This window comes from Streptomyces sp. NPDC017202 (genome assembly GCF_044331705.1).
GTDB lineage: Bacteria > Actinomycetota > Actinomycetes > Streptomycetales > Streptomycetaceae > Streptomyces.
This window is the reverse complement of the sequence record NZ_JBIRNP010000007.1, coordinates 188,569-200,879: the sequence shown is the minus strand read 5'-3', so window position 1 is coordinate 200,879 and position 12,311 is coordinate 188,569. Positions and strand designations below refer to the sequence as shown.

General features: G+C 71.6%; 12 protein-coding genes and 1 pseudogene. 10 read left to right on the top strand and 3 right to left on the bottom strand.

Translation table 11 applies throughout. The annotated features are described in order from the left end of the window. Positions 1-201: 201 nt before the first annotated feature. The 4 genes from argH (at position 202) to ACH4N1_RS16690 (ending at position 4,824) form a co-directional block, all read left to right on the top strand. The gene (argH, locus tag ACH4N1_RS16705) at positions 202-1,629 is read left to right on the top strand and encodes an argininosuccinate lyase (protein WP_398097763.1); all 1,428 of its coding nucleotides are present in this window, start codon (positions 202-204) and stop codon (positions 1,627-1,629) included. 76 nt (positions 1,630-1,705) lie between these two features. Next, on the top strand, positions 1,706-2,677 hold the full coding sequence (locus ACH4N1_RS16700) for an aldo/keto reductase (protein ID WP_398097761.1): 972 nt from the start codon (positions 1,706-1,708) through the stop codon (positions 2,675-2,677). A gap of 81 nt (positions 2,678-2,758) precedes the next feature. Then, on the top strand, positions 2,759-3,310 hold the full coding sequence (locus tag ACH4N1_RS16695) for a TetR/AcrR family transcriptional regulator (protein ID WP_398097760.1): 552 nt from the start codon (positions 2,759-2,761) through the stop codon (positions 3,308-3,310). Further along, a complete protein-coding gene (locus ACH4N1_RS16690; RefSeq protein WP_398097758.1) occupies positions 3,307-4,824 on the top strand; it encodes an MFS transporter in 1,518 nt (505 codons plus the stop codon). Before ACH4N1_RS16695 ends, ACH4N1_RS16690 begins: the two co-directional genes overlap by 4 nt. 136 nt (positions 4,825-4,960) lie before the next feature. Here the strand turns inward: ACH4N1_RS16690 and ACH4N1_RS16685 are convergent, their stop codons facing one another. Continuing rightward, the gene (locus ACH4N1_RS16685; protein ID WP_366057936.1) at positions 4,961-5,632 is read right to left on the bottom strand and encodes a lysophospholipid acyltransferase family protein; all 672 of its coding nucleotides are present in this window, start codon (positions 5,630-5,632) and stop codon (positions 4,961-4,963) included. Positions 5,633-6,046: 414 nt separating this feature from the next. Between ACH4N1_RS16685 and ACH4N1_RS16680 the strand changes: the two genes are divergently transcribed. The 3 genes and pseudogenes from ACH4N1_RS16680 (at position 6,047) to ACH4N1_RS16670 (ending at position 8,077) form a co-directional block, all read left to right on the top strand. Continuing rightward, entirely contained in the window at positions 6,047-7,237 is a 1,191-nt protein-coding gene (locus tag ACH4N1_RS16680; protein ID WP_398097756.1) for a glycerophosphodiester phosphodiesterase, read from the top strand. Positions 7,238-7,315: 78 nt separating this feature from the next. After that, positions 7,316-7,534, top strand: a pseudogene (locus ACH4N1_RS16675) (sigma-70 family RNA polymerase sigma factor); the annotation flags it as partial. Between the two features lie 45 nt (positions 7,535-7,579). Then, positions 7,580-8,077 carry a GNAT family N-acetyltransferase gene (locus tag ACH4N1_RS16670; protein WP_398097755.1) on the top strand — a complete coding sequence of 166 codons (498 nt, stop codon included), beginning with the start codon at positions 7,580-7,582 and terminating at the stop codon, positions 8,075-8,077. A 36-nt stretch (positions 8,078-8,113) separates the two neighbouring features. Here the strand turns inward: ACH4N1_RS16670 and ACH4N1_RS16665 are convergent, their stop codons facing one another. Then, entirely contained in the window at positions 8,114-8,548 is a 435-nt protein-coding gene (locus tag ACH4N1_RS16665) for a hypothetical protein (RefSeq protein ID WP_398097753.1), read from the bottom strand. After that, on the bottom strand, positions 8,529-8,888 hold the full coding sequence (locus ACH4N1_RS16660; RefSeq protein WP_363089146.1) for a hypothetical protein: 360 nt from the start codon (positions 8,886-8,888) through the stop codon (positions 8,529-8,531). Before ACH4N1_RS16660 ends, ACH4N1_RS16665 begins: the two co-directional genes overlap by 20 nt. A 587-nt stretch (positions 8,889-9,475) precedes the next feature. On the opposite strand from ACH4N1_RS16660, the gene ACH4N1_RS16655 reads away from it, so the two are divergent. The 3 genes from ACH4N1_RS16655 (at position 9,476) to ACH4N1_RS16645 (ending at position 12,186) form a co-directional block, all read left to right on the top strand. Then, positions 9,476-10,519 (top strand): ATP-binding cassette domain-containing protein, encoded by a 1,044-nt coding sequence (locus ACH4N1_RS16655; RefSeq protein WP_363089145.1) that lies wholly within the window; start codon positions 9,476-9,478, stop codon positions 10,517-10,519. Next, on the top strand, positions 10,516-11,259 hold the full coding sequence (locus tag ACH4N1_RS16650; RefSeq protein ID WP_398097751.1) for a methionine ABC transporter permease: 744 nt from the start codon (positions 10,516-10,518) through the stop codon (positions 11,257-11,259). Before ACH4N1_RS16655 ends, ACH4N1_RS16650 begins: the two co-directional genes overlap by 4 nt. A 90-nt stretch (positions 11,260-11,349) precedes the next feature. Next, positions 11,350-12,186: a MetQ/NlpA family ABC transporter substrate-binding protein gene (locus tag ACH4N1_RS16645; protein WP_398097749.1), complete on the top strand. Its 837-nt coding sequence runs from the start codon at positions 11,350-11,352 to the stop codon at positions 12,184-12,186. The last annotated feature ends 125 nt before the right edge of the window (positions 12,187-12,311 follow it).

Sequence of the window (12,311 nt, the reverse complement as noted above, 5' to 3'; positions counted from 1 at the left end):
AGCGGTTGCCGTTGTTCAAAGGCGTTTCAAAAACATCCGCGAGGCCGGCGGGCGGCCGGACCCGGGCGCCCGGACACGCCGCCGACCCGATTGACGAATCATGCAGGAGTCTGCATACTCATGCATGAGTCAGCCCGTGAAGAGCATCGGTCGGCCTGCGAAGACCTGAGTTCGCCCACACCCTCTCTAGGAGCAACGCAAGTGAGCAGCAACAGTGGTGACGTACGGCTCTGGGGCGGCCGGTTCGCCGACGGACCCGCCGAGGCCCTGGCGAAACTGTCCGCGTCCGTCCACTTCGACTGGCGGCTCGCGCCCTACGACATCGCCGGTTCGCGTGCCCACGCGCGCGTGCTCCACAAGGCGGGCCTGCTCACCGACGACGAGCTGACGGCCATGCTCGCGGGCCTGGACCGGCTGGCCGCGGACGTGGCCTCGGGGGCCCTGGTCGGCACCGTCGCCGACGAGGACATCCACACCGCCCTGGAACGGGGCCTGCTGGAGATCCTCGGCCCCGACCTCGGCGGCAAGCTCCGCGCGGGACGCTCCCGCAACGACCAGGTCGCCACCCTCTTCCGGATGTACCTGCGCGACCACGCCCGGATCATCGGCGGCCTCATCGCCGATCTCCAGGACGCCCTGATCGGCCTGGCGGAGGCCCACCCGGACGTGGCGATGCCCGGCCGCACCCACCTCCAGCACGCCCAGCCGGTCCTCTTCGCCCACCACGTCCTCGCGCACGTGCAGCCCCTGTCCCGGGACGCGGAGCGGCTGCGCCAGTGGGACGAGCGCACGGCCGTCTCGCCGTACGGCTCGGGAGCGCTCGCCGGTTCCTCGCTCGGCCTCGACCCGGAGGCGGTCGCCGCGGACCTCGGCTTCGAGCGCGGCAGCGTCGGCAACTCGATCGACGGCACGGCCTCCCGCGACTTCGTCGCCGAGTTCGCCTTCATCACCGCGATGATCGGCGTGAACCTCTCCCGGATCGCCGAGGAGATCATCATCTGGAACACGAAGGAGTTCTCCTTCGTCACCCTGCACGACGCGTTCTCCACGGGCTCGTCGATCATGCCGCAGAAGAAGAACCCGGACATCGCGGAGCTGGCGCGCGGCAAGAGCGGCCGTCTGATCGGCAACCTGACCGGTCTCCTGGCCACCCTCAAGGCCCTGCCCCTCGCGTACAACCGCGACCTCCAGGAGGACAAGGAGCCCGTCTTCGACTCCTGCGAGCAGCTGGAGGTCCTGCTCCCCGCCTTCACCGGCATGGTCGCCACCCTCACCGTCCACCGCGAGCGCATGGAGGAACTGGCCCCGGCCGGCTTCTCCCTCGCCACCGACGTCGCCGAGTGGCTGGTCAAGCAGGGCGTGCCGTTCCGGGTGGCGCACGAGGTCGCCGGCGAGTGCGTGAAGGCCGCCGAGGCCGAGGGCAAGGAACTGGACGAGCTGACCGACGAGCAGTTCGCGAAGATCTCCGCCCACCTCACCCCCGAGGTCCGCTCCGTCCTCAACGTCCCCGGCGCCCTCGCCTCCCGCGACGGCCGCGGCGGTACGGCGCCCAGCGCGGTCGCCGTCCAGCTCGCCGAGGTGAAGGCGGACGTGGCCGTCCAGCACCAGTGGGCGGACGCCAAGAAGTAGCGGCTCCGCCGTCATCGGGGCGTCGCGGGTTACGTTGGTCGCCAGCCGTACCGGAGCCGACCGAACGGAGCCCGCGATGCCCTTCGCCCGCCTCGCCGCAGCGACGACCCCCACCTGCCACATCGGCCTGGGTCTCGCCGCGGTCGGCCGCCCCGGCTACATCAACCTCGGCCGGGACCGCGACCTCGGGGACGACCGCGGCGTGGAGACGCTGCGCGCCCGCACCCACGAACTCCTCGACGCCGCCTACGCCCAGGGCGTCCGCTACGTCGACGCGGCCCGCTCCTACGGCCGCTCCGAGGAGTTCCTCGCCGACTGGCTGGCGGCCCGCCCCGACGTGACCGACGTCGTCGTCGGCAGCAAGTGGGGCTACACCTACACCGCCGAGTGGACCACCGACGCCGAACTGCACGAGGTCAAGGACCACACCCTCGCGACGTACGAGCGGCAGCGCGCCGAGACGGCCCGCCTGCTCGGTGACCGTCTCGACCTCTACCAGATCCACTCGGTCACCCCGGACAGCCCGGCCCTCACCGACAAGGAACTCCACGCCAGGCTGGCCGAGGCCGCGGCCGGGGGCCTCACCGTCGGCTTCTCCACCAGCGGTCCCGCCCAGGCCGACGCCGTCCGCGCCGCCCTCGCCGTCGAGGTCGACGGCGTTCCCCTCTTCCGTACCGTCCAGTCCACCTACAACGTCCTGGAGACCTCGGCCGGTCCGGCCCTCGCCGAGGCCCACGACGCCGGACTCACGGTGATCGTCAAGGAGGGCATGGCCAACGGCCGTCTCGCCGGGCCGCACGCACCGGACGCCCTCAGGGCGGTGGCCGAGGAGGCCGGCCTCGGCTGTGACGCGGTCGCCCTCGCGGTGATCCTGCGGCAGCCGTGGGCCGGGGTCGTCCTGTCCGGCGCCGCGACCGCCACGCAGCTCTCCTCCAACCTGCACGCGGCCGTCGTCGACGTCGACGAGGACCGCCTGGCCCGGCTCGCCGCCCTGGCGGAGGAGCCGGCCGCCTACTGGGAGCGGCGCGGCCGACTGCCCTGGCACTGAGGGATCACCCGGAGAGCCACCTCACGAGATGCACAAGCCGCCGATGAGACATTCATGTCTCACATGGGCTAGAGTCGTCTCATGGCTGTCGATCGTGACCATGTGCTGCGCAGTGCCGCGGCCCTGCTGACCCGCAGATCCACCGCGACCATGGACGAGGTCGCCAAGGCCGCCGGGATCAGCAGGGCCACCCTGCACCGGCAGTTCGCCGGACGCGACGCGCTCGTGAGGGCGCTGGAGGCGCTCGGCATCCAGGAGTGCGAGGCCGCCCTGGACCGGGCCCGCCCCGACGACGGCCCGGCGAGCGGGGCCGTGCGCCGCGTGGTCCGCGAGATCGAACCCGCGGCCGCCCTGCTGGCCTTCCTCTACAGCGAGAACCAGCTGTTCGAGGGAGAGGAGCAGAACGCGGGCTGGGCCAGGATCGACGACCGGGTCGCCGCCCTGTTCCGGCGCGGCCAGGCCGACGGCGAGTTCCGCATCGACCTGACACCGGCCTGGCTCACCGAGGCCCTGTACGGCCTGCTGGCCTCCGGCGCCTGGGCGGTCGCGGAAGGCCGCGTCGCCCGCAACGACTTCACCCACATGATCACCGAACTGCTGCTCGGCGGCGCGCTGAGGAGAGAGGAAGCATGACCGGCACGCTGCAGCCGGTGACCCCGGACGAGGCGGTGAAGCGCCCCGGCCGCTGGCTCGCGCTCTCCGTCCTCGTGTTCGCCGTGCTGCTGGTGGCCGTCGACGCGACCGTCCTCGGCCTGGCGACCCCGTACATCAGCGAGGACCTCGAGCCCTCGGGGACCCAGCTCCTGTGGATCGGCGACGTGTACTCCTTCGTCATCGCCGGTCTGCTGGTCTCGATGGGCAGCCTCGGTGACCGGATCGGCCGCAAGCGCGTCCTGCTCGTCGGCGCCACCGCCTTCGGCGCGATATCCGTGCTGAACGCGTACGCGACGACACCCGAGATGATGATCGCCGCCCGAGCGCTCCTCGGCGTCGCGGGCGCGACCCTGATGCCCGCCACCCTCGCCCTGATCCGCAACCTCTTCCACGACCCGCGCGAGCGGAGCCTGGCCGTGGGCATCTGGGGCGCCACGGCCTCCGCCGGCACGGCGGTCGGCCCGATCGTCGGCGGCTTCCTCCTCGAGCACTTCTGGTGGGGCTCGGTCTTCCTCATCAACCTGCCCGTGATGGCGGTCCTCGTCGTGGTCGGCATCCGGACCCTGCCCGAGTCCCGCAACCCGGACCCGGGCCCGTGGGACCTGGCCGGCGTGGTGCTCTCCCTCGTCGGTGTGATCGCGGTCGTCTACGCCGTCAAGGAGGCCGCCGCCCACGGCCTCACCCGGGCCACGGCCGGCGCCGCCCTGCTGGGCGCGGCGGCGCTGTACGGCTTCGTCCGCCGCCAACTGACGCTGCCGGTGCCGCTGCTGGACATGCGCCTGTTCCGCAACCGCGGCTTCAGCGGCGCGGTCCTGGCCGACCTGCTGACCGTCCTCGGCCTGTCCGGCCTGGTCTTCTTCCTGTCCCAGTACCTGCAACTGGTGCAGGGCAGAAGCCCGTTGGAGGCAGGACTCGCCGAACTGCCCGCCGCGGTCGGCGCGGTGGTCGCCGGTCTGCTCGCCGGACACGCGGCCCGGCGCTTCTCGGTCCGGGCGGTCGTCTCCGGCGGCCTCGCGGCGATCGGGCTGGCGCTGGCCGCCCTCACGGTGATCGACGAGAGCACCGGCTATCCGCTGCTGGGAGCGTCCCTGCTGGTCGTCGGCGTGGGCGCGGGCCTGTCGTTCACCGTCACGGCCGACGTGATCCTGTCCTCGGTGCCCAAGGAGGAGGCCGGCTCGGCGTCCGCGGTCTCGGAGACGGCGTACGAACTGGGCGCGGCTCTGGGCATCGCCGTCCTGGGCTCGATCGTGACGGGCGTCTACCGTGGCTTCCCGTCCCCGCCGGGCACGCCCGCGGGAGCGCACGAATCGCTGGGCGGGGCGGTGGAGGCGGCCTCGGGCCTGCCCGCGGCCACGGCCCGGGAACTGCTGGCGTCGGCGCGCGGGGCCTTCGTCGACGGCCTGACGATCGCGGCGGGCGTGGGCGCGGCGGTGCTCCTGGCGACGGCGGCGTGGTTCATGCTCCGGGGCCAGCGGCTGGACAGCCGGCCCTGAGAGCCGCGGAGCCGTGCCGAGCCGCTGAACCGTGCCGGGCTCCGGAACCGTGCAGGGCCGCTGAACCGTACCGGCTGCGGCTCAGCAGCGAGGGCGCGGCCGCCCGGGCGGGGCGGCCGCGCCCGGGCGCGCGTCCTCAGGCGGCCTTCGCCTTCGTGGCGTACATGTCCACGTACTCCTGCCCGGACAGCCGCATGACCTCAGCCATCACGGAGTCCGTCACCGCGCGCAGCACGTACCGGTCCCGGTCCATCCCCTCGTACCGGGAGAACTCCATGGCCTCGCCGAACCGCACGGTGACCCGCCCGGGCCGGGGCATCCCCGCCCCGCCCGGCTGCAACTTGTCCGTGCCGATCATCGCGAAGGGAACGACGGGCGCACCCGTCATCAACGTCAGACGGGCGATGCCGGTACGCCCCCGGTACAGGCGGCCGTCGGGAGACCGGGTCCCCTCGGGGTAGATCCCGAAGACCTTCCCCTCCTCCAGCACCCGCCGCCCGGTCATCAGCGCGGCCACGCCTCCGCGGCCGCCGTCGCGGTCGACCGGGATCATGCCGACGCCGATGAAGAACCAGGCCATCAGCCGGCCCTTGAGGCTCTCGCCGGTGACGTACTCGTCCTTGCCGATGAAGAAGACCTGCCGGTCGCAGACCAGTGGCAGGATCATCGAGTCGATGAAGGTCAGGTGGTTGCCGGCCAGGATGACCGGACCGTCGCCCGGGATGTGCTCCGCGCCCTCGACCCGGGGGCGGAACATCAGGCGCATGATCGGTCCGAGCACTGCCTTGATGAGCGCGAAGCGGGACAACGGGCCCTCCGGTGTCAAGGGATAACGGTATGAGTCTGTGCAGGTGAGGACGATACTCGCGCCGCCGGGGGCGGCGCACATCGGGTTCACCGAGGTCTTACGCACTGTTGACCTACGTTTACCTGCACGGCCGCTCCGCCGCGGGCCCGACACACGGACGGAACGATGTGACGGACATCGCGCCCCGGAGGCCCGTGAGGTCCCCACGGCCTCCGTGCCGGCGGCCGGGTGCGGTCTCGGCCGGTACCGGTCGCGTACCCCGCCTCGCGCCACCGAATCGGACGCCCCGTCATGTCGTCGTACGGCACGCGCCATCCACCGTCAGCCGGGTGTTCCGATCGCGGTCTCCCGGCGGTCATGTCCACGCACCTACGATCGGCGCGCACGGGACGAGCCGATGGCAGGAGGATTCCCATGGTGACGCAGGAGCCGCAGGAGCCGCAGGACCCGAACGCCCAGCCGAGTGGAACCGGACGGCGGGCGTTCCTCGGAGCGGCCGCCGCGCTCGGCGCCGCCGGAACGGCCCTGGGCCTCGCCGGCACAGCGGGAGCGACCGGGGCGCGGCCTGCCGGCAAGGGCATCCGCAGTCTCCCCGTGCCGACGGTCATCGGCCACCGCGGCGCCAGCGGATACCGGCCCGAGCACACCTTCGGCTCCTACCAGCTCGCCCTCGACCTCGGCGCCGACATCGTCGAGGCCGGCGACCTCGTCCCCACCAAGGACGGTCACCTCGTCTGCCGCCACGAGCCGGAGATCGGCGGCACCACGGACGTCGCGAGCCACCCCGAGTTCGCCGGCCGCCGGACCACCAAGCTCCTCGACGGCGTCTCCACCACCGGCTGGTTCACCGAGGACTTCACGCTCGCCGAGCTGAAGACGCTCCGCGCGACCGAGCGCATCCCCGCCAACCGCCCCCACAACACCCTCTACAACGGCCGCTGGGAGATCCCCACCTTCGAGGAGGTCCTGCGCTGGCAGGACGAACAGACCCGCAAGCGCGGCAAGCAGGTCTGGATCTACCCCGAGCTGAAGCACCCCACCTACTTCCGCAAGCTCGGCCTGAACCTGGAGGAGCGCGTCGCCGGACTGCTGCGCAAGCACGGCAAGGACGGCCGGAACGCGCCCGTCATCCTCCAGTCCTTCGAGCCGACCAGCATCCAGCGCCTGGACCGGATGGTCCGCAACCCGCTCGTCGTCCTGCTCTCCGGCGCCACCACCCGCCCCTGGGACTTCGTCGAGACCGGCGACCCGCGCACGGTCGCCGACCTGGTCACCCGCGAGGGCCTGCGCGAGATCGCCGGCTACGCCCAGGGCATCGGGCCCACCCTGGACCTGGTCGTCCCCAGGGACGCGGCCGGCAACCTCACCACGCCGACCACCCTGGTGAAGGACGCCCACGCGGCCGGCCTCGTCCTGCACCCGTACACGATGCGCAACGAGAACCCCTTCCTGCCCGCGAACTTCCGCAAGGGCACCGACGCGGACGCCTACGGCGACGTGTTCGGCGCGTACAAGGCGTACTTCGCCACCGGGATCGACGGTGTCTTCACCGACCAGCCGGACACGGGCCGCCTCGCCCGCGAGGACTTCGTCAACGGCTCCTGACCCCGTCGGAGTGACAACCGGCCGCCCGGGCGACCCGCCCCCGGGCGGCCGCGTCGTGCCGCACATGACGTACGACATGCACGCCACCGCGCGCTGCGCGAGGCCGTGCACCGGCTGCCCGACCGGTGCTCCCGGCTCCTGGACGCCCTGCTGTCGCCGCAGGACCTCACGTACCGCGAGATCGCGGGGGAGTTGGGTATCTCACAGGGAAGTCTCGGACCGGAACATTCCAGATGTCCGGCATGTCCGCGACGTCTGCTCCGAGCGGAGGTTGCGGCCCATGGAGCGCGGGGATAGGAGTGTAGGACCACAGGCGATCAGGTGAGCGGGAGGCGTGCGCACATGGGCATGAGCGTGACCATCTCGGTGGGAACCGAGCAGGATGCCGAGCAGATCTTCAGGCTTCAGTACCTGTGCTTCCAGGGTGAGGCGGCGCTGTACGGCAACTACCGCATCGCCCCCCTCGTGCAGACCCTCGACTCCGTCCGGCAGGAGCTGGCCTCCGACTGCGTCTACGTGGCGCGGCTCGGCGAGGAGGTCGTCGGCTCGGTGCGCGGCACGATCACCGAGGACGGCACGGCCTCCATCGGCAGGCTCTGCGTCCACCCCCGCCTCCAGGGGCACGGCATCGGCGCGAGGCTGCTGCGCGCGGCCGAATCGGCGCTGGCCGACGAGCGCGGCGCCACCAGGTTCCGCCTCTTCACCGGTCACCGCAGCGAAAGCAACCTGCGCCTGTACCGCCGGGTCGGCTACCGCACGGTGGGCACCTCCCAGGGCTCGGACGGCGTCCCGATGATCGTCCTGGAGAAGCCGGCGGACGAGTTCGCCACCACGGCCTGACCGCCCGGGTCCGCCCCACGGACCGACCGCCCGGGCTCAGTCCGCCCGCCGCGCCTTCCGCAGCCAGAAGAGGGCGGTCAGGGGCAGCAGCACCGGGATGAACACATAGCCCATCCCGTAGTCCGACCACACGGTCGAGTCCGGGAAGGCGTCCGGGTCCACCAGGGTCCAGGTGCCCACGGCCAGCACGCCCGCCAGCTCGGCGGCGCAGCACACCTGCGCCGCCCTGCGGGCCGTCTCGCCGCCCCGCACCAGCGAGTACGTGATGAAGCCGTACACCAGACCGGCCGCCGCGGACAGCGAGTACGCGAGCGGCGCCCGGTCGAACTCCGTCGCGATCTGGTACGCCGACCGCGACACCGCGCCGACCACCATCACGCCGTAGAACCAGACCAGCAGCAGACCGGGCCCGCCGATCAGCCGCGCCGGCTTCTCCTCCACGGACGTCACCTCAGCCTCCCCAGATGTCATGGAGCCGCACCTCCAGGACGGCGAGCACGACCCCGCCGGCCGCGACCGTCACCGAACCCCACCGGGTCCGCTCCGCCAGCGACATGAACCCCGCCGCCGGGACGCACGCGAACGCGCCCAGCAGGTACGCCACGAAGATCGTCGTGCCCTGCGCCGGGTCCTCGCCCCGCGCCAGCAGCACGATCCCGACGACCAGCTGCGCCAGTGCCAGCACCGAGACCACGGCCATCCCGATGAAGTGCCAGTCCTTCGTCGGCTGGTCACGGTAGGCCGCCCAGCCGCACCAGGCGGCGAGCAGCAGCGCGGCGACACCGGTCGTCAGCGTCAGGGCAGCGAGCATGCAGTGACCTTATTACGGCCGTATGCGGCCCCCACGGCCGGGCCCGCGCCGCGCGCCGGACCCGGCGGCGGCCGTGGCGTTGACCACAACCCGCCACGGCGGCGGACCCGGGTCCGGCCGCCGCGAAGAGGCCCCGTCCTCCTTGTCCGCACTGGTCGGCGTTGAAGGAGCGGGGGACTCCGGTTGTGCGGACGCACTGTCCACGACTGTCCAGCATGTGGACGACCGGACCTTGTCAGGACCGTAGGTCTGCTTTACTGATCGCATGACCACGACGAGCAGCCGCACCCTTGCGACCGAGGCGACCATGACGCCCGGTGCTCGTTGTACGTGTCGAATGTGCGCCTTCTAGAGGGCCCCCGCACCACCCCGAGCTCGCGCCCCGAAGCGAGACGCCGTGGCACGTCCGTACCCCCGCGTACGTGACGAGGCACCTCCCCGCTGCCCGGACGGCGCGGGGAGACCCATCGCGCACATGTTCTCCCCCGGTTCCATCGCCACCGCGAGAACCGTGTCGCGTCCCTGACCGAATGCATCCGTGCCCGGGCACACCCACGCCCGCGCACTCGACAGTGACGGAAACCCACGTGATCACCACCACGGGCCTGAGCAAGGTCTACCGCTCACGCGGCCGTGAGGTCACCGCCCTCGACGGCGTCGATCTGCACGTCCGCGAAGGCGAGGTGTACGGCGTCATCGGCCAGTCCGGCGCCGGCAAGTCCTCGCTGATCCGCTGCGTCAACCTCCTGGAGCGCCCCACCTCCGGCACGGTCACCGTCGCCGGCCAGGACCTCACCGCCCTCGCCGGCCGCGGCCCGCGCGCCGGCCGGGAACTGCGCGAGGCGCGCAGCCGTATCGGCATGGTCTTCCAGCACTTCAACCTGCTGTCGTCGCGGACCGTGCGGGACAACGTCGAGCTGCCGCTGGAAATCCTCGGAAAGTCGGGGAAGGAACGTTCCCGCAAGGCGCTCGAACTGCTCGACCTCGTCGGTCTCGCCGACAAGGCGGGCGCCTACCCCGCCCAGCTCTCCGGCGGCCAGAAGCAGCGCGTCGGCATCGCCCGCGCCCTCGCCGGCGACCCCAAGGTGCTGCTCTCCGACGAGGCCACCAGCGCCCTCGACCCGGAGACCACCCGCTCGATCCTCCAGCTGCTGCGCGACCTGAACCGGCAGCTGGGCCTGACGGTCCTGCTCATCACCCACGAGATGGGCGTGGTGAAGTCGATCTGCGACTCCGCGGCGCTCATGGAGCGGGGCCGCGTCGTCGAGTCCGGCACCGTCGGCGAGCTGCTCGCCACGCCGGGCTCCCAGCTGGCCGCCGCGCTCTTCCCGGTGGGCGGCGAGGCGACCGGCGGCGACCGGACCGTCCTCGACGTCACCTTCCAGGGCGAGGCCGCGACCCAGCCGGTCATCTCCCAGCTGTCGCGCACCTACAACATCGACATCTCGATCCTGGGCGCGGCCATCGACACCGTCGGCGGCCTCCAGGTCGGCCGGATGCGCATCGAACTGCCCGGCCGCTACGAGGACAACGTGGTGCCGATCGGCTTCCTGCGTGAACAGGGTCTTCGGATCGACGTGCCGGGCGCCGCCGACGAGCGGCCCCAGCTGGTGAAGGACGGTGCCAAGTGACCTGGTCCGAAATGCAGCCCCTGCTGGAGCAGGCGTGTTGGGACACCCTCTACATGGTGGGCTGGTCCACGCTCATCGCCGTCGTCGGCGGTCTTCCGCTCGGGATCCTCCTGGTCCTCACCGACCGGGACGGCCTGCTGCAGAACGTCGTCGCCAACAAGGTGATCGGGCAGGTCGTGAACGTCGCCCGCTCGATGCCGTTCATCATTCTGATGGTCGCGCTGATGACCTTCACCCGCTGGCTGACCGGGACGACCATCGGCCGCGAGGCCGCCATCGTGCCGCTCGCGATCGGCGCGATCCCCTTCTTCGCGCGGCTGGTGGAGATGTCCGTCCGCGAGGTCGACGGCGGGCTCGTGGAAGCCGTGCAGTCCATGGGCGGCAGCACCTGGAAGATCGTCCGCAGCGTGCTCGTCCCCGAGGCGCTGCCGTCCCTGATCTCCGGCGCCACCACGACCGTCGTCGCCCTGATCGGCTACTCCGCCATGGCGGGCACCGTCGGTGCGGGCGGCCTGGGCGACATCGCGATCCGCTACGGCTACCAGCGCTTCGAGACCGGCCTGATGTGGATCACCGTCGCCGTCCTGGCCGTCGTCATCTCCCTGCTCCAGTTCGGCGGCGACCTCGCGGCCCGCTCCCTGCACCGGCGCAGCGGCAAGGGCGGCCCCCTGCTCCTCTTCAGGCCGCTGCGCGGCGTCCTGCCCGGCACGGTCGCCACCGACGCCGTCAGGAAGAGCTGACCGCGGCCCCGACCGCACCCCCTGCGCCACCCCCCGTTCTCCCCCGCACACCCACCGCGGGGACGCACCACCTCAGGAAAGGCACTTTTCGTGCGTAACACCGCCAAGATCACCACCGCTGTCCTCGCCGTCGGAGCCCTCACCCTCGGGCTCAGCGCGTGCGGCTCGGACAAGGACTCCGGCTCCGGCTCCGCCGGCACGAGCGGCCCGCTGGTCGTCGCCGCGAGCCCCGTCCCGCACGCCGAGATCCTCACCTTCGTCAAGGACGAGCTGGCCAAGGACGCGGGCCTCGACCTGGAGGTCAAGGAGTTCACCGACTACGTCACGCCGAACACGGCGACGGAGGACGGCTCGGTGGGCGCCAACTACTTCCAGAACCAGCCCTACCTCGACGACTTCAACAAGAAGAACGGCACCCACATCGTGCCCGTCGTCACGGTCCACCTGGAGCCGCTCGGCCTCTACTCCCACAAGTTCAAGAGCGTGGGCGACCTCAAGAGCGGCGCGACCGTCGCCGTTCCGAACGACACCGTCAACGAGGCACGCGCCCTGAAGCTGCTCGCCGCGAACGGCCTCATCACGCTCAAGGACGGCGCGGGCAACTCCGCGACCCCCGCCGACATCGCCAAGAACCCGAAGAACCTCAAGTTCAAGGAGCTGGAGGCGGCGCAGACCCCGCGCTCCCTGGACGACGTGGACGCCGCCGTCATCAACGGCAACTACGCCATCGAGGCCGACCTGAAGCCCTCGAAGGACGCCCTCGTCCTGGAGTCCGCCACGGACAACCCCTACGGCAACTTCCTCGCCGTCAAGGAGGGCAACGAGGACGACCCGCGCGTGCGGAAGCTCGCGAAGCTCCTCACCTCTCCCGAGGTCAAGAAGTTCATCGAGAACAAGTACGCCGGTTCCGTCATCGCGTCCTTCTGACCCGGGTTCCGGCTCCGTCCCGGCCGGTCAAGTCCTGACGTGGACGAACGAGTTCAGCACGGGGTCCGCGCCGTCCGCCGGCGCGGACCCCGTGGTGCGACCCGGTGCTTTCATGCTGCATGCTG

What these genes read in the sequence shown, in the direction of transcription:
- ACH4N1_RS16665 (WP_398097753.1), bottom strand. Translation starts at nt 8,548, where the DNA reads ATGACATCTGGGGAGGCTGAGGTGACGTCCGTGGAGGAGAAGCCGGCG.
- ACH4N1_RS16660 (WP_363089146.1), bottom strand. Translation starts at nt 8,888, where the DNA reads ATGCTCGCTGCCCTGACGCTGACGACCGGTGTCGCCGCGCTGCTGCTC.
- ACH4N1_RS16670 (WP_398097755.1), top strand. Translation starts at nt 7,580, where the DNA reads ATGGGCATGAGCGTGACCATCTCGGTGGGAACCGAGCAGGATGCCGAG.
- ACH4N1_RS16680 (WP_398097756.1), top strand. Translation starts at nt 6,047, where the DNA reads ATGGTGACGCAGGAGCCGCAGGAGCCGCAGGACCCGAACGCCCAGCCG.
- ACH4N1_RS16690 (WP_398097758.1), top strand. Translation starts at nt 3,307, where the DNA reads ATGACCGGCACGCTGCAGCCGGTGACCCCGGACGAGGCGGTGAAGCGC.
- ACH4N1_RS16700 (WP_398097761.1), top strand. Translation starts at nt 1,706, where the DNA reads ATGCCCTTCGCCCGCCTCGCCGCAGCGACGACCCCCACCTGCCACATC.
- ACH4N1_RS16695 (WP_398097760.1), top strand. Translation starts at nt 2,759, where the DNA reads ATGGCTGTCGATCGTGACCATGTGCTGCGCAGTGCCGCGGCCCTGCTG.